The organism is Mycolicibacterium sp. XJ1819, assembly GCF_053483675.1.
The window spans coordinates 69309-88477 of the sequence record NZ_JBEFST010000005.1 but is presented as its reverse complement, the minus strand read 5'-3'; the positions used below and the strand labels follow the sequence as shown (position 1 = coordinate 88477).

Below are 19169 nucleotides of genomic sequence, written 5' to 3'. Positions count from 1 at the left end.
CATGGCGCGAGTTGTGACGATTCTCGACAAGCCGACGGTGTTGGCCGGGCTGTTCGCGGTGTGGGACGACATCGCCACGCTCGGCGACGGTCTGGGTCACGCCCAGTGGCGGGCGTCCACGGCGCTGCCGGGCTGGACCGTGCACGACGTCGTGGCGCACCTGATCGGCGTGGAGTCGATGCTGCAGGGAGTCGACACCCCCGACGCCGACGTCGACGTGTCGACGCTCGAGCATGTGCGCAACGACATCGGCGCGCTGAACGAGCGGTGGGTGCGCAGGCTGCAGGACATCGGCAGTGACGAACTGCTCGAGAGGTTCCGCGCCGTCACGGCCGAGCGCCGTGCGGCATTGAGCGCTCTGCCCGACGAGGAGTGGAACGCCGTCACCATGACACCGGCGGGCCCGGACAGCTACGGGCGGTTCATGCGGGTGCGGGTCTTCGACTGCTGGATGCACGAACACGACATCCGCGACGCCGTCGGCCTGCCGGCGTCGGCCGAGGAACTCACCGGACCCGCGGCCGTGCTGTCGCTCGACGAGATCGCGGCCAGCATGGGATTCGTGGTCGGCAAGCTCGGCGGCGCGCCGGAGGGGGCGCGGGTGTCGATCGAGTTGACCGGCCCGCTGCAGCGCACGATCAACGTGGCGGTCACGGGTAGGGGACAGGTGGTCGACAACTTCGGCGGCCAGCAGCCCACCTCGACGATCCGGCTCGACGGCCTGCTGTTCACCCGGTTGGCGGGCGGGCGCACGCCGCTGGACCACGCCGCCATCACCTACGGCGGCGACGAGGCCGTCGGCCGGCGTATCGTCGAACGCCTCAACTACGTGATCTGAGCGCGCGGCCACGGCGCCGACTGTGCGACCAGGGCGGGGTCTGGACCGTTTTCCCCGCCGCCACCGCACACTCGATGCGGCGCCCCGGGACTAAAGCGCTGGAGTGCGGTGTTGATCAGGGCGTATCATGGGGAGTCCTGCCGAACGGCAGGTGTGATGTTTCGACAACTAGACATGGGGCTGAACGGTTTCGACTTCGCGCGTCGAATCAAGGGAAGCGTGCCGGTGCAGGCAAGAGACCACCGTAAGCGTCGCTGCAACCAATTAAGCGCCGATACTAATCAGCGCGACTACGCTCTCGCTGCCTAAGCGACAGCTAGTCTGTCAGCCCGGGAGAGCCCTCGACCCGGTGTCTGGCATCAGCTAGAGGGATCCACCGGTGAGTCCGGTCGCGGGACTCATCGGGACATCAACAGCGACTGGGATCGTCATCTCGGCTTGTTCGCGTGACCGAGAGATCCGAGTAGAGACATAGCGAACTGCGCACGGAGAAGCCTTGAGGGAACGCCGTAGGACCCGGGTTCGATTCCCGGCAGCTCCACAACATCGCGGGCCAGGTCGAAAGACCTGGCCCGTTTCGTTCGCGCGCAACAAGTCATGCGTCGGTGAGGGCAGCGCTCAGTCCCCGGGTGACCGACGCGAGTTGTTCTCCCATCCGACCGACCTCGGCGCCGCTCAGCGGCCCGTTGCTGGGCACCAGGCTGATCATCAGCGCGATGCCTCCCGGTCTGAGGATCGGCGAGTCGATATGGCTGACCTCGTAGGTGCGGTCCGGGTCAACCCTGATCGGAAACCATTCCTCTTGCCGGATCAATTCGTCGGTCAAGGCCTGCGCCAGTTGGCTGAGCCGGGTGGACCGGACTTCGGCACTGCGGACGATCAGCGCCAGTTCCTGCAGGCGTAGATCGGGCAGGAGATGAAGCCCGACCGCGTAGCCACGCTGCCGGGTGGCGGCGATGGCCTCGCGGTATCGATCGCGCACGTCCCCGGGCAGCGCGGCCAGCCAACCCTCGCGCACTTCCTCTTCTCGCCAGGCGACGATCGATGCGCCATAGGGCGGGCGGTGGGGAAACTGAGTGCCGATCGGCATCGGGTGGCCGCCGCCCAGACGGCTTCGAACTTGATCGACGACCGTCGAGTGGTCATCGCCGACCGCGAAGGCGACACAGTGTGCCCCGGTGGTGGCGGACAGTTCGACCATCGCAGAGCGGGCGATCGCGAGGGCCGGATAGTGGCCGGCCGCCTCTCGGCCGAGGCGCACCAGCGCCGGGCCCAGGTGGTAGGTCTTGCGCAGGGGGTCGCGGAGCAGCCAACCGGCCCGCAGTAATTCCGACAACATCGAGTGGCAGCTCGCCTTGTGCACGTCGAGCCGGCGCGACACGTCGGCCAACGTCATCCCTTGACTCCCGTCATCTGCGAGGTGCTCGAACAGGTTCACCACCCGCTCGGTCTGCGGGGAGGGTCGCGGAGCCACGATGGCAATGGTCGCATAGTGCGACTCGTTGCGGTGCTATACGCGACCATGTGACGATGCCCACAATGCACGATCTTCGAGACAAGGTGGCCGTCGTCACCGGCGGTGCCGGTGGGATCGGGCGCGCCATGGGCAGGCGGTTCGGTCAAGCAGGAATGAAGTTGGTGTTGGCCGACGTTCTCGCCGAGCCGTTGGAGGACGCGACCCGGGCCCTGACAGATCAGGGGATCGAGGCAATCGGAGTAGTCACCGATGTCACCGACTACTCCTCGGTCGACCTGCTCGCCAAGGCGGCGCTCGATCGCTTCGGGGCGGTGCACGTCGTGTGCAACAACGCGGGCACCGGTGCGGTCTCCGAGGGCTACATGTGGGAACACGACCTCGCCGACTGGCGCTGGGGGATCGACGTCAATGTGCTCGGCGTCATCCACGGCATCAAGGCCTTCGTGCCCATCCTGCTCGAGCGGGGCGAAGGGCACGTCGTCAACACATGTTCGGGCAACGGTGGATTCGCCCCCATCGCGCGGGGCGCGATGGGTGGGCCGGCCACGGCTGTCTATCCCATGACCAAGGCCGCAGTGCTCTGCCTGACTGAGAGCCTCTACACGCACCTGCAGATGACGGGGACCGGCGTGCGGGCACACGTCCTGTTCCCCGCGGGCTTCCTGAACACCGGCATCTGGGAGTCGTGGCGTCACCGGCCGCAGCAGTACGCCTCCACGCAGGAACGCCGTACCCCCAACCAGACCCTGGCGAAGGTGGTGGACCGCTTCGAATCCGCCGGTGCGCACATCGAATTCACGCCTCTGGAGACGGTCGCCGATCAGGTCATCGAGGGAATACGGACCGACAGATTCTGGATGACCGGCCCGCCCACGCCGTCTGATCAGGTGGTGAGCCAGAAGGCGGCATCGATCCTGGCCCGTGGCGAGCCCGACTACCTGGTCGACATCCTGGGCACGACCGCCAAGAACGCCTCGGAGACCGAAGAAGGGAAGCCATGAGCACCAACACAGTTCGCTATGGCCCTCGCCCGCCCGAGACTCGAGTCGACCACGAGATCGACGCGACCAAGGCGCCGATCGCCACCGAGGCGATCACCGTCACCTACCTCACCGATCCGGACATCGTCGCCGCTGTCCTACCCAGGCCTCTGGCGCCGGCCGCCGAACCGTTGGTACGCATCCAGCTGCAACGGGTCCGCATCGAGGGTCGGCCCCCGTTCGGCTCGGCGGTGTTCTCGGTGACGGCCCGACACGGCGACCTCCACGGCGACTATCCGCTCTTCATGCCGCAGTCCACCGAACAGTCCGTCACCGGTGGACGCGAAACCTTCGGCGAGCCCAAGAAACTGGCCGACATCGCCGTCGACCGTGACGGAGACGCGGTCACCGCGTCCGTCTCCCGCCTGGGGTATCGCCTGATCACCGTGAACGGTCGCATTACCGCGCCCGCCGAGGTGCCACCCGATCAGGTGAACACCGAGTTCTACTTCAAATTCTTGCGCGCTCCGGACGGCGACGGCATCACCGATCCCCACCTGGTCTACGGCGAATACCATCGGCACTACGAGCTGCTGGAGAACATCGACGGGACTCTCGCGTTGGAGGAGTCGCCGCTGGACCCGGTGGCCGACGTCGTCGTGCGTGAGATCACTTCGATCACGTGGTGTCGCCGGCGCACCGTACAGGTGGGTCGGATCGCCGAACGGGTACCGCAAGAGTGGCTGTTGCCGTATGTGCATCAGCGTTACGACGACGTGGCGCTGCTCGCCGCACCGAGGCCGGAACCGACACGGGTATAGCGCATGGATTGCTACACCGTGATTTCGGCGGACTGCCACGCGGGTGCCGACTTGCTCGACTACCGCGAGTACCTCGACCCGAAGTTCAGGGACGAATTCGACCGCTGGGCCGAGGCTTACGTCAATCCGTTCGAGGACCTTATCGATGGCGACGCCGAACGCAACTGGAACAGTGACCGGCGCAACGCCGACTTGGACAAGGAAGGCATCGCGGGGGAGGTCATCTACCCCAACACCATCCCGCCGTTCTTTCCGTCGTCGAGCCTGGCCGCGACCCCACCGGAGACCGCAGGAGAGCTCGAGTTGCGCTGGGCCGGTCTGCGCGCGCACAACCGCTGGTTGGCTGACTTCTGCTCTCTGTCGCCGCAGCGGCGTGCCGGGGTGGGACAGATCATGCTCGAGGACCTCGACGAAGCGGTCGCCGAGGTGGCGCGGATCGCGAAACTCGGTCTGCGCGGCGGGGTGCTGCTGCCCGGAATCCCGCCGGGCAGCGCGATTCCGCAGCTGTACGCCGAGCACTGGGAGCCGCTGTGGGCGGCGTGCGCCGAGGCCGGCCTCGTGGTCAACCACCACGGCGGTAACGCGGGACCGAGTCCGCTCGACGGATGGGGCAGCTCATTCGCAATCTGGGTGTACGAAACGCACTGGTTTGCCCACCGAGCGTTGTGGCACCTGATCTTCAGCGGTGTGATGGATCGGTATCGCGATCTCACCGTCGTCTTGACCGAGCAAGGGGCCGGGTGGATTCCGGCGACCCTGGACTCACTGGATGTCGCGGCAGCACGCTATGCACGCGAGGGTTCGGCGATCGCGCGCTTCGCCGGTCCCACCGCCGGGTCGCTGAGCCTCAAGCCGAGCGAGTACTGGAGTCGGCAGTGTTACGTCGGCGCCAGTTTCATGCGTCCCGTCGAGTGTGCCGAACGGCATGCCATCGGCGTCGACCGCATCATGTGGGGAAGCGACTATCCCCATCAAGAAGGTACCGGTTTATTCACGCGAGAAGCGTTGCGCTACACCTTCAGCGGCGTCCCAACGGACGAGGTGGCCGCCATGCTCGGCGGAAATGCGACCCTGGTCTACGGGTTCGATCTCGCGGCCCTGCGGCCTCTGGCCGACCGGATCGGTCCCACAGTCTTTGAGGTCGCGCAGCCGCTGGACGCCGTACCGGAAGGTGCGAGCAGCACCGTCTTCGAGCCCGACCCGATCCGGACCTGGTAGCGAAAGGACCAACGTGGACCCTTACATCATCATCTCCGCGGACACCCACGCCGAGCTTCCGACCGAGCGGTACCGCGACTACATCGACCCCGAATACCGCGAAGACTTCGAGACCTACCTCGCGGAGAAGATCGCCGCGTCGCAGGCCGGCGGGTTCATCGACGAGGATTTCGCCGAGCAGTGGTTCTCCGAGAACGGCGAAGGCATCGCCGGCGGATGGGATGTCGCACAACGAGATAAGGAGCTCGACGGCGACGGTGTGGTCGGAGAGGTCATCTTCCCCGACGCCGATGCGGTGACCGGAGTCGCGGGGGCGCCGTTCGGCGCCGGGCTGGGCCAGTCGGGCGACCTTGATCCGGGGCGGGCGATGGCGGGAGCGCGGGCGCACAACCGGTGGCTGGCCGAACTCTGCAGTCACAGTCCCGAGCGACGCGCGGGAGTGGCGGTGGTCCCGATACTGGCCGACGTCGACGCGGCGGTCGTCGAGATCACGCGGGCGGCCGAGGCTGGTCTTCGGGGCGGCATCATGATCCCGGTGCTGTGGGGTGACTATCCGCCGTATCACGACCGTCGCTACGACAAGGTCTGGGCCGCGTGTCAGGACCTGCAGATGCCGGTACACACCCACGTGGGGGCGGCACCGAGTGAGGAGTATGGACCGCACCTGGGGATCTACACCACCGAGGTGAGGTGGTGGGGAGCCAGGCCATTGTGGTTTGCCTTGTGGGCCGGTGTGTTCGAGCGGTTCCCAAACCTGCGGTGGGGCGCCACCGAATGCGGTGCGTTCTGGGCCAACGACCTGCTCTGGCTGATGGACACCCGCTTTCTGCGCGAGCACTCGGCGAAGAAGATGAGCAAGCTGCTCGAGGGCGAGCTGACGATGCCGCCGTCGGCCTACTTCGACCGCAACTGCTTCATCGGGGCGACCACGACAGAGCGTCGAGAACTGGCGCGACGTTACGAGATCGGTGTCTCGAACATGCTGTGGGGCAACGATTACCCGCATCCGGAAGGAACGTGGCCGAACACCCGTGCATGGCTGCGGCAGGCGTTCTGGGACATTCCCATCGAGGAGACCCGCCAGATGCTCGGGTTGGCCGCGGCCGACATCTACAACTTCGATCTGGCGGCGTTGGCGCCGATCGCCCAACGGATCGGCCCGTCGCCCGCAGATCTCGGCCAGGACGACTCGGTGAGCATTCCCAAGTGGGAGGCGGCAAGAGAGGCCGGGCGTCACTGGCTGACGGGGTCGGAGCCCATCCCCGACCTGGCGGAGAACTGACACGGGGACTCTGCGTATCCCGTTGCCGTCGACAGCGCCGGTCGCCACCTCAGGCGGGCGTGAGCCGGATCGGCAGCCGGGTGGGTCCGCGTAGCGAGCTGTGGGTCGACCATTTTGTCGGGCCCGCCGGACTGATTCGCGCGACGCGGGTGACGAGTTGGCGTAGCACGGCCTGTGCTTCCATGCGGGCCAGCGGCGCTCCCAAGCACATATGTGCCCCGTAGCCGAAGGCGATGTGCTTACGCGGGTCGCGGTCCGCGCGGAACTCGTCGGGTTCGTCGAAGACGGTGGGATCGCGGTTCGCCGCGCCGAAGGACAGCAGCACGCGTGAACCGGCGGGGATGACGACGTCACCGATACGGTAGTCGGCCCGGGTGTAGCGGTACAGGTTCTGGATCGGTGTGGTGAACCGTAGGTGTTCCTCTACCGCAAGCGGAATCAGCTCCGGGTTGGTCCGAATGAGGTCGTACTGACCGGGGCGATGGGCAAGGGTGTCGAACATCCCGCCCAGGAGGTTGGTCGTGGTCTCGTTGCCGGCGATGAGCAGATGGATGGCGATGAGCAGAAGCTGCTGGTCGGTGAGGCTGCCGTCGGTGTTGTGCTCGAGTAGCCGCCCGAGGACGGTGTCCGATCCCTTGAGCCCGCCCGCCGCGAATTGTGTTCTGAAGTAACGGTGCAAGGCCGCCATCGCCACCACGGATCCGGCCGCGTCGGCGATGCCGGCGAGCGTGGGCTTGAGCTCCATGAGGCCGACGCCGCGTTCCGACCAGCGGCGAAAGTCGTCGAGGTCGGTATCGGGAACGCCGAGGATCTTGGCGATCAAACGGATCGGCATCGGTATCGACAGCCGTTGCACGACATCGCAACCGGGGTTGTCCAGCAGGTCGGTGACCAGTTCCACGGCGAGCTTCTCGGTGATCTCTTGCCAAGATTCCATGGCGCCCCTGCTGAACCCCGGTTGCACCTGTCTGCGCAGGCGGGCGTGTTCATCTCCGTCGGTGAGCACTGCGAGCGGCGCAGAAAACCTCAACCGCGTGACGCCCTGGGTGCTGGTGACCTGGTCGGTATCGTGTAGCGCGGCCCGCACGTCGTCGAGGCGGGCCACGATGAAGGTGGCACGTCGTGGGTTGTAGTGCACCCGGCCGCCGCGATGCAGAGCCCGGTACGCGTCGAAGGGTTGTGCGGCAGTGTCCGGGTCCTGTGGGTCGTAGTCGGTGTTGATCGCGCCGGTCCAACCGTCATGGGCGCGCCGGCGCGTGCGGACGGCGGCGGCGACGTTCATCCGGATCGCATGGCCGACCAGCTTGATGGTCTGGCCCGTCTGATCGGTCTTGGTCATTGGCGCCCGCGATGGCCGGAAAGTTGCGCGAGGACGATCGCAACCGTCAGATAGGTAACGTAGCAAGCGGATACGGCCATCGACAGCCGGCGGGTGCGGGGAACCGCCATGAGGAGTCCCAACAGTGTTTCGAGCCCGCCGTTGACGTAGGTGAAGGTGCGGGCGCGGGTGGGGAAGCCGAGACGATTCACGGGATCGAACAGGCGTGGCACGACGAAGTGGGCCGCACCGATCAGACTCACCATGAGGCCCAACAGTTGTCGTGAGCGCGCAGTGTCCACGTCGGTCATCACGCACCCCGATCTTGCGGCCGCAATAAATACGAGAATTGTTTTCTCGTTAATCGTGCTACGTGCCGGGGCGGTTGTCCAGAGCCTCTACCGTGTTCGTGTGAGCCAAACCCGGCGAGGGCGACCGCGCAGCGCGGCCGTGCACGAGGCGATCCTGGACGCCACGCGGACGCTGCTGGCCGAATCGGGCTACCGCGGGGTATCCATGGACAGGGTCGCTGCGATCGCAGGCGTTGGTGTCCAGACGGTGTATCGGCGTTGGCCGTCGAAGGCGCCGTTGGTGGCCGAGGCGGTCATGCGGGCGTACGACCAAGCCGAATTCACGCTTCCGGACACCGGCGATACCCGCGCGGACCTGACGACGTGGATGCACATGTACGCCGAAATCGGTTCGACCGCCGAGAACGTCGCACTGGTTCGCTCACTCGCCGCCGCCGCTGCCGAAGACCTGCACGACCGTGACACCCTCTACCGGCAACTCACCAGCCGCTTTCATGACGCTGTGGTGGACCGGTTGCGCATCGGTGTCTCGGCGGGCCAGATTCGCGACGACGTCGACATCGAAGCCGCCACCGACGCGTTGATCGGAGCGACGCTGTACCGAACGCTCAGCGTGACGTCCTCCGCGCGCGAAACGACCAAACGCTACCTGGCAGTGATAGATGCCCTGCTGCGAGGCATCGAGCGCTGACGCCTGGCCGGGGATACTTCAGGCCGGCAGCATCGCTGAAGTAGCCGCTGATACCGGTCGGCGACGAATCCGAGTCGCACGTCGCGGCCGCAGGGGGCGCGAGAAAGGACCGCCCACCCCATACCAGGCCAGAACGGCAAGCGCGGCACTGCCGGGGGTCAGATGCGCTGGGCCACAGGCTCAGGAACGCCACCAGCCCGAACATCCACCAGCGCCGCGGCAAGAGCCGAGGCCGGGAGTCGTCGAGACGTGGACCATTGCCCTCACCGATCCGATCGAAGCATTCCCTTGCGGTTCAAGATCGATCGAGGTCCCACTGGCCGAAATCGGCTGCCAGCACCTCGTTCTCGTCGACTTGGGTGCCGCCCATGGCGATGCCCGTATCAGGTCCGGTCACGACCACGGCCTGATACAGCACGGCACGCGGTTCGCGCGCACCGCCCGACCACGCCCTGGTCTGCCACGCCCACCAGTGCCCGTCGGTGGTGGACGGTCCGATCACCCCGTCCTCGATGGCCCACGCGCATGTCCGCGAGTGCCCGTAGACACCGGTGCGGCTCACCCCGAGAACCGAGTTGATTCCTCGAAGCCAGTCCGCGGCAACGGTATTCCACGTGTCGAGGTCGATATCCTCGTCGATGCTGAAGAAGATCGGCGCCGCGGGCGGACCCCCGGCCGCCGAGTGAAGCTGCTGCGCCGTCTGCGCGTCCGCCACGCCGCCGTCGTAGCCGCGGGTGTAGTCCGACGGTGTCGGCCAGCCCGGCTTGCCGTACTGATAGCAGCTCACGACGTGTAGACCCGCCGCGCGCAGCGAATCGGCGTACTGGCGCGTGACGGGTTTGAAATCGAAATCCGCACCCGGCCGCAGCTCGGATACGTAGACCAGCGCCCCGTCGTAACCCGCAGCCTTGATCTCGTCGGCTGCCACCAGGCGGTGTGTGAAATCCACCAATCGCAACGGCCGCGCTGACGCGGTCGGCCCGGACAGTGTCGCCCCGGCCACCAGCAGCACCGGAGTGGCTGCGGCGAACTTCAACATGTCGCGGCGTGACGGTGTCCGGTCAGGCACGGCGCGATGCTAACAACCGCGGCCCTATCCTGAGTGCCGAAGCGCCGCATCGCACGCACCCTCAATCCGACGAGGTGGCAATGGTCAGGTTCCTCGAACGACCTGCGTGGAGGGCGGTTGCCCTGGGCGCTGCCGTACTCACGCTGGCAGGGGTGGCGTCGTGCGCTGATCCGGCCCCGCCGGAAAGGGAGGCGTCGCCCTCGAGTCCGGTGGCCACGCCGCACGCGAAACCGCCACCACCTCCCCGGACGCCGGTCAACACCCCGATCGGTGATCTTCCGGCGGTTTCCCGGCTCATCGACGACGCGATCGCGGCACATCGGCTGCCCGGGGCGGTGGTGCTGATCGGGCACGGCGGCGAGGTCGTGCTCCGGCGGGCCTACGGCGTGCGCAAGCTTGCCGGGCAGCAGGGCCTCGACGGCTCACCCACGCCCGCCGAACCGATGACGGTGGACACCGTCTTCGACATCGCGTCGTTGACGAAGCCGATCGCCACCGCGACGGCCGTCATGCAACTGCACGAACACGGCGATGTCGACTTCGACGCCCCGGTTCAGGGCTACCTGCCGGAGTTCAACCCGTCGAACGATCCGCAGCGAGCCCGGGTGACCGTGCGCATGCTGCTCACCCACACCTCGGGATTACCGGGAGATCTCGACCTGCGCGACCCGTGGGGGCTCGAGCGCGCCGACAAGGCCGAAGGGCTTCGCCGCGCGTTGACCACGCCCTTGCAGTCGGAACCCGGCGCGGTGTTCCGCTACTCCGACATCGGCTTCGTCCTGCTCGGGGCACTGATCGAGCGGCTCACCGGCCAGACCGAAGACGTCTACGTGCAGTCAAACGTGTTCACACCGCTCGGAATGGACGACACCCGCTACCTGCCACCGTCGAAAGCCTGTGGGCCGCACCAACTCAGGGGATCGGCGGTGGCGTGGGCACCCGCACGCAACGGCCACCCCTCCGCATGCCCGCCGGGCACCTGGAGCACCGATCTGCTGGCGCGCATCGCACCGACAGCACTCGACGAGGAGGGCAGAGCCGACCCGGTTAAGAACCCCGACCTCGACCACTTGCTACGGGGCACGGTGCATGACCCGACGGCGCGTCGCATGGGCGGCGTGGCCGGTCATGCCGGGGTGTTCTCCACTGTGCACGACGTGGGCCTGTACGCGCAGGCGCTGCTCGATCGGTTGGCGGGCCGCCCCAGCGCGTTTCCGCTGACGCCGCCCACGCTGGAGTTGATGACGACTGCCCAGCAGCCCGGCCGGGGACAGAATCTGCGCGGTTTCGGCTGGGACATCGACACCTGGCATTCCCGGCCGCGGGGCACGGTCTTCCCGGTGGGCAGTTTCGGCCATACCGGGTTCACCGGTACCTCGCTGTGGCTGGACCCCGGCTCCGACACCTACGTGGTGCTGTTCACCAACGCGATCCACGTGCGGGGTAGTCGGCCCGTCTCGGATCTGCAAAGTGACGTGGCGACGGCGGCGGCCAAGGCCCTGGGGCTGTACTGAATTGGCGGGCGGTCGTTCTCGGACGCTCGCAGTCCGTTTGACCCAGCCCCATCGAGGCGATGAAGCCCGTGACGACGTGCATCGCGGCCACCATAGCCGCCATGGGTTCCGTCACAGCGTCACTCTCGGCGGCCAAAAACGACCCAGTGCCATGATGGGCAGATGGTCGAACGTGATCGTGACGACACCGGGCGGCCGCGCAGCGACCGGCCCCGCGACGCCCTCGGCCGACCACTTCCGTACGGAAGCGACGGCGTCGCACGCATTCCCGACGACCTCGACCTGCCGCCGGCCGACACCCTCGCCTACGCCCAGGACCTGCTGGATCAGGGACTGGCCTTCAACGCGCACGAAGTGCTCGAGGCCGCGTGGAAGAACGGCCCGGACCACGAGAGAGCGCTGTGGCAGGCGCTCGCCCAACTCGCGGTCGGCATCACCCACGCCCAGCGCGGCAACGCCAAGGGCGCGATCGCCGTGCTCCGCCGCGCATCAGGGGTGCTCGCCGACGAGCAGGCGCCCCATGGCATCGACGCCGCCGGGCTGGCCGCCTCGGCCGACGCGTTGATCGCCGACCTTGAGGCCGACGTCGCGATCGCCCCCGCGCGGCTGAGGCCCCGTTTGGCCCGGGCAGCCGGTGGGAACAATGCGGAATGACCATTGTGCTCGCGCTGCGCTGCGCCGACGGACTGGTGATGGCGTCGGATTCACAGATCACCGATCCGGGTCGCGGGCTGAGTTACCCGGCGCAGAAACTGCACGAGATGGGCAAGCACGCGGCGTGGGGCGGCAGCGGATCACGGGCGGTGCTCTTCGACCTCGAACAGATCTTCGCCGCCGAACCTGACGCGATCCTCGAGGCCGAGGACATCGGCCGAGCCCTGCAGCAGCGCACCGTGCCCGTGCTCAAGTATCACTACGAGAACTTCATCGAAGAGGTGCCCGCCGCGACGTCGAGTGGTGCGACACCGGCCACCTACGTGCTGGCGGCCGGCTACGCGGGGGATCGGCCGTTCATCGTCGACATCGACCCGCACGGCCTGATCGGGCACTACGAGGAGACCGGCTTCCAGGCGGTCGGCAGCGGTGCGCCGATGGCGCAGCAGGCCTATGCCCTGCTCGCCAACTTTCAGACGACCGAACGCAGCGTCGAACACGGTCTGGTCGCCGCACTGCGGGTGCTCGACGCGCTGGACACGTCCTCGCCCAGCGTGGGTGGGCCGATGGACCTGTGCCGGATCACTCCCGAGGGGCCCATCACCTCGACGCCGACGAGGTGGACCGTATTCGCACGCATGTCGGTCGGTGGCTGCGTCTCGAAGAGGACGCACTCGACGACCTGTTCGCCGACGGCGCCGACCCCCCGAAAAGCCGCTAACCCAGAAAACGCGCAGCCATCCGGGCGCCCGCGTGGACGGCCTTCCACTGACCGGTCACGGGGTCGGAGGCGTCCAGCGCGTGTCGACTTCTGCCCAGCAGTCCATCGGCTGCGTCACGCGCTCGCGCGACTGCCTGCCGGTGGGTCCACGTCGCGGCGGCCAGGTCGTCGTGTTCGAGCGAGGTGAGGACCTGAAGTTTGGCGGCGTCGACGTCGGACGCCGCCCGGGCCAACTGTGCCGACGCCGCCTTGGTGACCTGATCCCCGCCGTACGACGTGGCCAGGTGGATGCGCATCTGCTCGACGTGTTTTCGCCACACCCCGTCGGCGCTTCCCACCACCGCCGCGGCCAGTCCCGCTCCCGCGAGAACGGCGACGCGATCGCTCGGTCCGGAGACGACGTGGCAGTTGTCGACGGGAGCCGAGCGGACCGTCACCTCGCACCTGCCCGCGTCGGTCAGGTCGATGCGCGCCGCCGTGCGCGGCACCAGGGCACGCCGCTCGCCATCGATCGGCAGCAGCAGCCAGTCGGCATGCTGCGCGCCGACCACCGACTCCCAGCGACCGGTCAGCAGTCCGTCCCGGTCGAGGTCACCGTCGGCTCGACAGGTGTTGGCGATCAACGCATCCGGGTCTTCGCCCCATACTTCGTCGGCGAGATTGTTTGGCAGTTCGCCGATTTCGTGGGCGGCCGCGTTACAGATCGCGACCGACCAGGCCAGCGTCGCGTCGAGCGCGGCGATCTCGCACACGGCGGCGACGAATTCATCGTCGCGCAGTGCGGCGCCGCCGAAGCGGACCGGTTGCAGCATCCGGCAGGCCGCCGAGCCGCGCAGCGTCGCAACAGGTTGCGCCGTGACCGCGTCGACGATCTCGCGCGCTGCCTGATGTATACCGACCGGTTCGGTCATGCCCACCTCCACGGACAGCGACAATGGTAGGCGTGACGTCGGAGTCCGTCCTCGACTCGGTGCGGTCCCTGCTGCCCGGCATCGCGGCCGCGGCCGCGCGGGTGGACCGAGACGGCGCGGTAGACCCCAGGGTGATCAGCGATTTGCACGACGCGGGCTATTTCGCGCTTCTGCAGCCCAAACCGTACGGCGGTCTGGAGGTCGAACCGGACGTGTACCTGACGGCGACCCGCGAGCTTTCGTCGGCCTGTACCTCGACGGGGTGGCTGGCCGGGTGGCTCGCGGTCAACAACTGGGGGCTGTCGGTGCGCGATGCGCGGGTGCTGCAGGAGATATGGGGCGCCGATCCACGTGCGCTGCTGTGTTCGTCATACGCCCCGACCGGGCGGCTCGAGGCCGTCGACGGCGGGTTTCGGCTGTCCGGTCGGTGGACGCGGTGCACCGGCGCGCAGCACGCGTCGTGGCTGAGCGTGGCGGCCCTGCTCGTCGGGCCCGACGGCGCCGCCCAGGATTTCGTGGCGGTGCTGGTGCCGCGCTCCGATTACGTCGTCGAGTCGACGTGGAACGGGGTGGGGTTGCGTGGGATCGGCGCCGACGACGTCGTGGTGTGGGGAGCGTTCGTGCCCCGGCATCGGTCGTTCAGCTGGCTGGATTTCCACCTCGACGCGACCGTGCCCGCGCTGGACCGGCTTCCGCAGCCGACGGTGTACACGCTGGCCGGAACCATGCCGTTGCTGGGCGCAGCGCAAGGCGTGCTGGCCGGGCGGCCCGCCGACACGTCGGCGCCGACGGACCCGGTCTCCGTGGCCCACAGCGACATTGAGCTGTCGGTGCTCCAGATCCGGCGCAACGTGGCCGATCTCATGGAGTGCGTTCGCGGCGGCGCGCATCCGGACACCGAACTGGTCCTTCGGACGCGGCGCGACCAGGTGATGGCCGCCGACCGTGCGGTGCGCGCGGTCAGCACGGTCGTGCAGAACGCGGCCGACGCTGCCGATGCCGTCGATGCCGGCCTGCTCGACCGCGTCTGGCGCGATGTGCAGACCGCCCGCCTGCACGTCTCGAGCAATGTCGAGCAGGTGCTGTCGGTGGCGGGCCGGTTCGCGTTGGGCCTCGACGTTGACGACCTCATCTGGTGACGACCGGTCACACCCAGTCGTCGGCGGAGGACAGGGTGCGCAGCACGCGCGACAACATGTCGTCGGTGATGGACACGGCGCCCGGGCCGCGAGTCGATGCCGACGGCCGGTTCGCGACGCGCTCGCCGATACCCCGACAGGCACGGGTCAGAAACGGTGCCATCCGCTGCAGTCGGGCCGCGGGCATCGCGCCGGTCAGGGAGAGCGCCGCCAATTCGCCGGCGGGAAGTCGGATCGGAGCCGCCACGCTGGACAAGCCGACCGCCAGTTCCTGGTCGTCGTAGGCGAGCCCGTGCCGGGACCTGATTCGCGCCAGTTCCTCATGCAGCGTGGGCAGATCGGCGATCGTCGCCGGCGTGCATTTGCGAAGCGGCTCACCGAATATCTCGTCCACCTGCTCGGGGGCGAGCTGTGCCAGCATCGCCTTGCCCAATGCGCTCGCGTGCGCAGGTGTGTGGCCGGCGACCCGCATCGGGACCGCGGCACCGCTGCCGCCCGAGATCTGGTCAAGGCACAGCACATCCGCGCCGCGCAGCGCGCCCAGGTGCACGGCCAGCGCGGTGTCGGCGCGCAAGCGTTCGAGAACCGGGGAGGCGACACCGCGTAGCGCGGAGTGGTCGACACCGCCGGCGGGGGCGGAGGCGGCCGTCAGACGATAGCCCTCCGAGAGGTGTTGCAGCAGGCCCACCGAGTGCAACTGGGTGAGGATCCGATGTGCTGTGGAGCGCGGCAAACCCGTTCGGCCGGCCACCTGGTCGAGGTGTAGCGGTGTGTCGGTGTGGTCGAAGGAATTGAGGATCAGCGCGACCCGGGCCACCATCGACGTCGGCGCATCGGCTGCGCGACGAGAATCTCGCTGCAATGTCACCTCCGCGATAGTTGTCGGCTCCCGAACGATCTCACAGCGCCGCCGACCCCTTCCATCCGAGACGGAAGGGGCCGGCGGTCACGCTGGTCAGTACCAGTACCTCACGCGGCCTCGCTTCCCTGGCTGTCGTCGGCACCGGTTTGGGTATCGCCGGGGCCGGTGTCGCCGTCGTCGTCGAACTTCGGCGCGGTGACGGTGGACGGATCGTCGACGTCGTCGCCGGTGTCGGGCAGCTGTCCCGGCCGGGTCTGCGTCTGGGTCAGCACCGCCTTGCCGCCCGTCAGATCGCTCGCGTCGTCGGCCGCCGTATCGGTTTCCGTCATGACGATCGACGAGTCATCGACGGCCGAGACCTCAAGTGCCTCGATATCCGTGGTCGCGGTGTGCTTGGCGGCCTTGGTGTCCGCAGGCGCCTCGGTGGCCTCGGTGTTCATCAACGTCGCGACCTCGGGGGCCTGGGTGACGTCGGCGCCCGACGTGCTGTCCGCAGCGACCGTCGACTCCTCGACCGGTGCGGGCGCAGGTGACGTGGGCGCGAACACGTTGCCCAGTTCGCTGCTCACCTTGGCGATCATCGCGCGCTGGAACTTGACGGTCGAATAGGCGACGTCGGCGACACCGCGGTTGACCGCGGTGACGATCTTGGCGAAGTCGCCAGTGGCCAACGCTTCGACGACCTGCTGCACGCTACCCACGAGTTGGCGGCTCAACGTCCGAATGTGCAGCCTGGTGGCCCCGGCGAGCGTGAGATCTGGACTGAACTGCTGGCCGTTCCAGTTCACCAACGTCCAGCCGTCCTCGGGATTGCCTTCGATCACCACGTAATCGGTGTTGTCCAACGGGCTGCTGCGCAGCAGTTCGATCTTTTCAGCCAAGGTGAGGTTCTGCACGTTCATCATCGTCCAGAACATGATCGTGCCGCCGTGGGAGAACACCACCGGGTTGCGGTCGCCGTTGTCGTACATGGCCTGCAGTGCACCGTCGACCCTGGCGTCGAACTCGTGGCCGTTGATCGACCCGGGGATCCGCACGTCGCGTTGGCCCGCGAAGGTCCACGCCAACATGGCCTGTGCGTAGCCGTGTTCGGCGTCGGCCTCCGGGGTGCCTTCGAAGATGCCGGCCTCGATCTCCTGCAGACCGGGCAGCACCTGGATCGGCAGCCGCAGGTATTGCGACATCGGCGCGCCGGTGAGCTGCGTGCGCACCATCGTCGATCCGTAGATGGCGTCGTAGTTGTTGTCGCCCAGCGTGCCCACGACGTCGCGCGCCTGCTGTTGGCCCGTCGGGGTGAGAACGGGGCCGGGCGTCGAGGTGTCGATCAGGCCCGAGGCGTTGCCCGCCGACTCGCCGTGCCGGACGAACGTCACCCGCATCAGTTCGGCCGCGGCGGCCGGAACCGCCGCTCCGAACAGGAGCAGCAATGAGAACACGGCGGCGCCCCAGTATCTGCAGAGCGCCCTTCTACGGGTTTGGGAGCCTTCGTTCACAGAACTTCCTTTTTTCGGTGACACGGATAGCTCACCGTGAACGCGCAGCGGAATGCGGACAAGCCGCAGTCTCACTCATCGAGACCTGGGCCAGCCCAAATGGAGACGGCCCCCCGGCATCGAGGGGGCCGCCCGCCAGTTCAGCTCACTGGCGATTTACTCTCCGGTGCCGGACCCGCTACCGGAACCGTCGCTGCCATCCGAACCGTCGGCGTCGTCGGAGTCATCGGAGTCGTTTGAATCCGGCTGCGCGCTCTCGGAGTCGCCGCCCGTCGGAGTGCCACCGGTGGTGCCGCCCGGCGCCCCGTCACCCTGGCCGTCCGTCGTGCCCTCGTCGGAGTCCAGGCCGGAATCGATGTCGATGTCGATGTCGGCCGTCGAATCATCATCGCTGTCATCGACATTCGACCCCCCGGGCAGGTCCGCGTCACCGTCGGTGCCGGACGTGCCGCTCTGCGATGGGTCGATCTTCTCGTCGATCCCATCGTCGACCGCGCCGCCCCCGGCGCCCTGCATGCTCTTGTTCGACTTGGTGTTGACGTTGACGAGCACGGCATCGGCGCCGAGGTTGACGTTGGCCAGCCCTACCTGACCGCCGTTAGTCGCGGGGGCCTACGGTTCGTCCGCGATTTCGGCGTGGTGGGTTGCGCTCAGCGCGACTGCACACGCCGAAACCGCGGCGGCTGGCTCAAAAGCCCATTCCCTTGCCGACGATGTCGAGCATGATCTCGTTGGTGCCGCCGTAAATGCGCTGCACTCGGGCGTCGCGCCAGATCCGCGCGATCTCGTATTCGTTGATGTAGCCGTAGCCGCCGTGCAGCTGCAGGCACCGGTCGATGATGCGCCACTGGGCCTCAGTCGACCACCATTTGGCTCCGGCGGCCTCATCGGCGGTCAGCTCGCCGCTGTTGACCGCCATGATGCATTTGTCGACGTAGGTCTGCATGATGTCCAGTTCGGTTTGCATCTGGGCGATGGCGTGCCGGTTCACCTGGAAGGTGCCGATGGGCTGGCCGAAGGCCTTGCGGTCGTGGGCGTATTGCACTGTCAGCTCAAGTGCCCTACGCGCCGACGCTGACGCGTGGATCGCAATTCCGAGCCGTTCGGCCGGCAGGTTGCGCATCAGATGGTAGAAGCCGTGATTCTCCTCGCCGATGAGGTTCGCGGCGGGCACCCGCACGTCTTCGAAGATGAGTTCGGCGGTGTCCGCAGACCGCTGACCGATCTTGTCCAGCTTGCGCCCGCGGGTGAAACCGGGCATGCCGGATTCGACGGCGATCAGGCTCAGGCCCTTGTGTGGCTTGTCGGCCTCGGGGTCGGTGCGGCACACGACCACGACGAGGTCGGCCAGCAGGCCATTGGAGATGAACGTCTTGGCTCCGTTGATGATGTAGTCATCACCGTCGCGGCGCGCCGAAGTTTTGACGTTGGCGAGATCGGAGCCCGCACCCGGCTCCGACATGGCGATCGCGGTGATCAGTTCCCCTGACACATAACCAGGCAGCCACCGCTTCTTCTGCTCCTCGGTGGTCAGCTCGGAGAAGTAGCCCGCGAGGATGTCGTTCTGTACGCCGAGACCGATACCGACGGCGCCGGACCCCCAGAACTCTTCGTTGACGATCGCGTTGTAGCGAAAGTCCTTCAGCCCGAGGCCGCCGTATTCCTCGGGCATCTCCCACCCCAGCAGGCCGAGCTTGCCGGCTTCCACCCATGCTTCGCGGTCGACGTGGCCGCATGCCTCCCATTCGTCGGTGTGTGGCACACAGACCGTCTCGAAGTACGAGCGCGCGGTCGCGCGAAACTCGTCATGTTCGGATTCGAAAATGTCTCGGCGCAAGGGTCTGTTCCTCGGGTCGGTCGGCAGCTTATC

Annotated in this window: 18 protein-coding genes and 1 other RNA gene; 11 read left to right on the top strand and 8 right to left on the bottom strand. The window is 67.4% G+C overall.

All coding sequences use genetic code 11. From position 1 onward, the window contains the following. The first annotated feature begins 1 nt into the window (after position 1). Positions 2–838 (top strand): maleylpyruvate isomerase family mycothiol-dependent enzyme, encoded by an 837-nt coding sequence (locus tag ABQE89_RS06890; protein WP_448415448.1) that lies wholly within the window; start codon positions 2–4, stop codon positions 836–838. A 176-nt stretch (positions 839–1014) separates the two neighbouring features. After that, positions 1015–1382, top strand: a transfer-messenger RNA (tmRNA) gene (ssrA, locus tag ABQE89_RS06885). Between the two features lie 51 nt (positions 1383–1433). Here ssrA and ABQE89_RS06880 read toward each other — a convergent pair. Next, a complete protein-coding gene (locus ABQE89_RS06880) occupies positions 1434–2312 on the bottom strand; it encodes an IclR family transcriptional regulator (protein ID WP_448415446.1) in 879 nt (292 codons plus the stop codon). Between the two features lie 65 nt (positions 2313–2377). On the opposite strand from ABQE89_RS06880, the gene ABQE89_RS06875 reads away from it, so the two are divergent. From ABQE89_RS06875 to ABQE89_RS06860, 4 genes are read left to right on the top strand one after another with little or no spacing between them, the layout of a single operon-like run. After that, on the top strand, positions 2378–3316 hold the full coding sequence (locus ABQE89_RS06875; protein ID WP_448415697.1) for an SDR family NAD(P)-dependent oxidoreductase: 939 nt from the start codon (positions 2378–2380) through the stop codon (positions 3314–3316). After that, entirely contained in the window at positions 3313–4116 is an 804-nt protein-coding gene (locus ABQE89_RS06870; protein WP_448415445.1) for an acetoacetate decarboxylase family protein, read from the top strand. The genes ABQE89_RS06875 and ABQE89_RS06870 overlap by 4 nt, the downstream gene beginning before the upstream one ends. 3 nt (positions 4117–4119) lie before the next feature. Then, a complete protein-coding gene (locus ABQE89_RS06865) occupies positions 4120–5334 on the top strand; it encodes an amidohydrolase family protein (RefSeq protein ID WP_448415443.1) in 1215 nt (404 codons plus the stop codon). A 13-nt stretch (positions 5335–5347) separates the two neighbouring features. Further along, positions 5348–6616, top strand: coding sequence for an amidohydrolase family protein (locus ABQE89_RS06860; protein WP_448415441.1), 1269 nt, complete (start codon positions 5348–5350; stop codon positions 6614–6616). Positions 6617–6665: 49 nt separating this feature from the next. Here ABQE89_RS06860 and ABQE89_RS06855 read toward each other — a convergent pair whose 3' ends face one another. Both ABQE89_RS06855 and ABQE89_RS06850 read right to left on the bottom strand, forming a co-directional pair. Next, complete coding sequence (locus ABQE89_RS06855) at positions 6666–7955, bottom strand: cytochrome P450 (RefSeq protein WP_448415439.1); 1290 nt, start codon at positions 7953–7955, stop codon at positions 6666–6668. Continuing rightward, positions 7952–8245: a DoxX-related protein gene (locus ABQE89_RS06850; RefSeq protein ID WP_448415437.1), complete on the bottom strand. Its 294-nt coding sequence runs from the start codon at positions 8243–8245 to the stop codon at positions 7952–7954. The genes ABQE89_RS06855 and ABQE89_RS06850 overlap by 4 nt, the downstream gene beginning before the upstream one ends. Positions 8246–8345: 100 nt before the next feature. Here ABQE89_RS06850 and ABQE89_RS06845 point away from each other — a divergent pair, with 100 nt between their 5' ends. Further along, complete coding sequence (locus ABQE89_RS06845; RefSeq protein WP_448415435.1) at positions 8346–8936, top strand: TetR/AcrR family transcriptional regulator; 591 nt, start codon at positions 8346–8348, stop codon at positions 8934–8936. A 295-nt stretch (positions 8937–9231) separates the two neighbouring features. Here ABQE89_RS06845 and ABQE89_RS06840 read toward each other — a convergent pair whose 3' ends face one another. Then, on the bottom strand, positions 9232–10005 hold the full coding sequence (locus tag ABQE89_RS06840) for a DUF1906 domain-containing protein (protein WP_448415433.1): 774 nt from the start codon (positions 10003–10005) through the stop codon (positions 9232–9234). A gap of 80 nt (positions 10006–10085) precedes the next feature. On the opposite strand from ABQE89_RS06840, the gene ABQE89_RS06835 reads away from it, so the two are divergent. The 4 genes from ABQE89_RS06835 to ABQE89_RS06820 all read left to right on the top strand — a co-directional run bounded on the left by ABQE89_RS06835 (position 10086) and on the right by ABQE89_RS06820 (position 14944). After that, positions 10086–11519, top strand: a complete 1434-nt coding sequence (locus ABQE89_RS06835; RefSeq protein WP_448415431.1) for a serine hydrolase domain-containing protein — start codon at positions 10086–10088, stop codon at positions 11517–11519. A gap of 162 nt (positions 11520–11681) precedes the next feature. After that, positions 11682–12173 carry a DUF309 domain-containing protein gene (locus ABQE89_RS06830; protein ID WP_448415429.1) on the top strand — a complete coding sequence of 164 codons (492 nt, stop codon included), beginning with the start codon at positions 11682–11684 and terminating at the stop codon, positions 12171–12173. Next, positions 12170–13081 carry an Ntn hydrolase family protein gene (locus ABQE89_RS06825; RefSeq protein WP_448415427.1) on the top strand — a complete coding sequence of 304 codons (912 nt, stop codon included), beginning with the start codon at positions 12170–12172 and terminating at the stop codon, positions 13079–13081. The genes ABQE89_RS06830 and ABQE89_RS06825 overlap by 4 nt, the downstream gene beginning before the upstream one ends. A 756-nt stretch (positions 13082–13837) precedes the next feature. After that, positions 13838–14944: an acyl-CoA dehydrogenase family protein gene (locus ABQE89_RS06820; protein WP_448415425.1), complete on the top strand. Its 1107-nt coding sequence runs from the start codon at positions 13838–13840 to the stop codon at positions 14942–14944. 7 nt (positions 14945–14951) lie between these two features. On the opposite strand, the gene ABQE89_RS06815 is transcribed toward ABQE89_RS06820, so the two are convergent. The 4 genes from ABQE89_RS06815 to ABQE89_RS06800 form a co-directional block, all read right to left on the bottom strand. Then, positions 14952–15812: an IclR family transcriptional regulator gene (locus ABQE89_RS06815; protein ID WP_448415423.1), complete on the bottom strand. Its 861-nt coding sequence runs from the start codon at positions 15810–15812 to the stop codon at positions 14952–14954. A 101-nt stretch (positions 15813–15913) separates the two neighbouring features. Next, positions 15914–17242, bottom strand: coding sequence for a histidine phosphatase family protein (locus ABQE89_RS06810; RefSeq protein ID WP_448415421.1), 1329 nt, complete (start codon positions 17240–17242; stop codon positions 15914–15916). 213 nt (positions 17243–17455) lie between these two features. Continuing rightward, positions 17456–17851, bottom strand: a complete 396-nt coding sequence (locus ABQE89_RS06805; protein WP_448415419.1) for a hypothetical protein — start codon at positions 17849–17851, stop codon at positions 17456–17458. Positions 17852–17987: 136 nt separating this feature from the next. Next, the gene (locus ABQE89_RS06800) at positions 17988–19136 is read right to left on the bottom strand and encodes an acyl-CoA dehydrogenase family protein (protein WP_448415417.1); all 1149 of its coding nucleotides are present in this window, start codon (positions 19134–19136) and stop codon (positions 17988–17990) included. Between the last annotated feature and the right edge of the window lie 33 nt (positions 19137–19169).

Bases quoted from the DNA above. Each gene is read 5' to 3' on its own strand.
- ABQE89_RS06850 (WP_448415437.1), bottom strand. From the start codon at position 8,245: ATGACCGACGTGGACACTGCGCGCTCACGACAACTGTTGGGCCTCATG.
- ABQE89_RS06870 (WP_448415445.1), top strand. From the start codon at position 3,313: ATGAGCACCAACACAGTTCGCTATGGCCCTCGCCCGCCCGAGACTCGA.
- ABQE89_RS06875 (WP_448415697.1), top strand. From the start codon at position 2,378: ATGCACGATCTTCGAGACAAGGTGGCCGTCGTCACCGGCGGTGCCGGT.
- ABQE89_RS06825 (WP_448415427.1), top strand. From the start codon at position 12,170: ATGACCATTGTGCTCGCGCTGCGCTGCGCCGACGGACTGGTGATGGCG.
- ABQE89_RS06830 (WP_448415429.1), top strand. From the start codon at position 11,682: ATGGTCGAACGTGATCGTGACGACACCGGGCGGCCGCGCAGCGACCGG.
- ABQE89_RS06855 (WP_448415439.1), bottom strand. From the start codon at position 7,955: ATGACCAAGACCGATCAGACGGGCCAGACCATCAAGCTGGTCGGCCAT.
- ABQE89_RS06890 (WP_448415448.1), top strand. From the start codon at position 2: ATGGCGCGAGTTGTGACGATTCTCGACAAGCCGACGGTGTTGGCCGGG.
- ABQE89_RS06865 (WP_448415443.1), top strand. From the start codon at position 4,120: ATGGATTGCTACACCGTGATTTCGGCGGACTGCCACGCGGGTGCCGAC.
- ABQE89_RS06835 (WP_448415431.1), top strand. From the start codon at position 10,086: ATGGTCAGGTTCCTCGAACGACCTGCGTGGAGGGCGGTTGCCCTGGGC.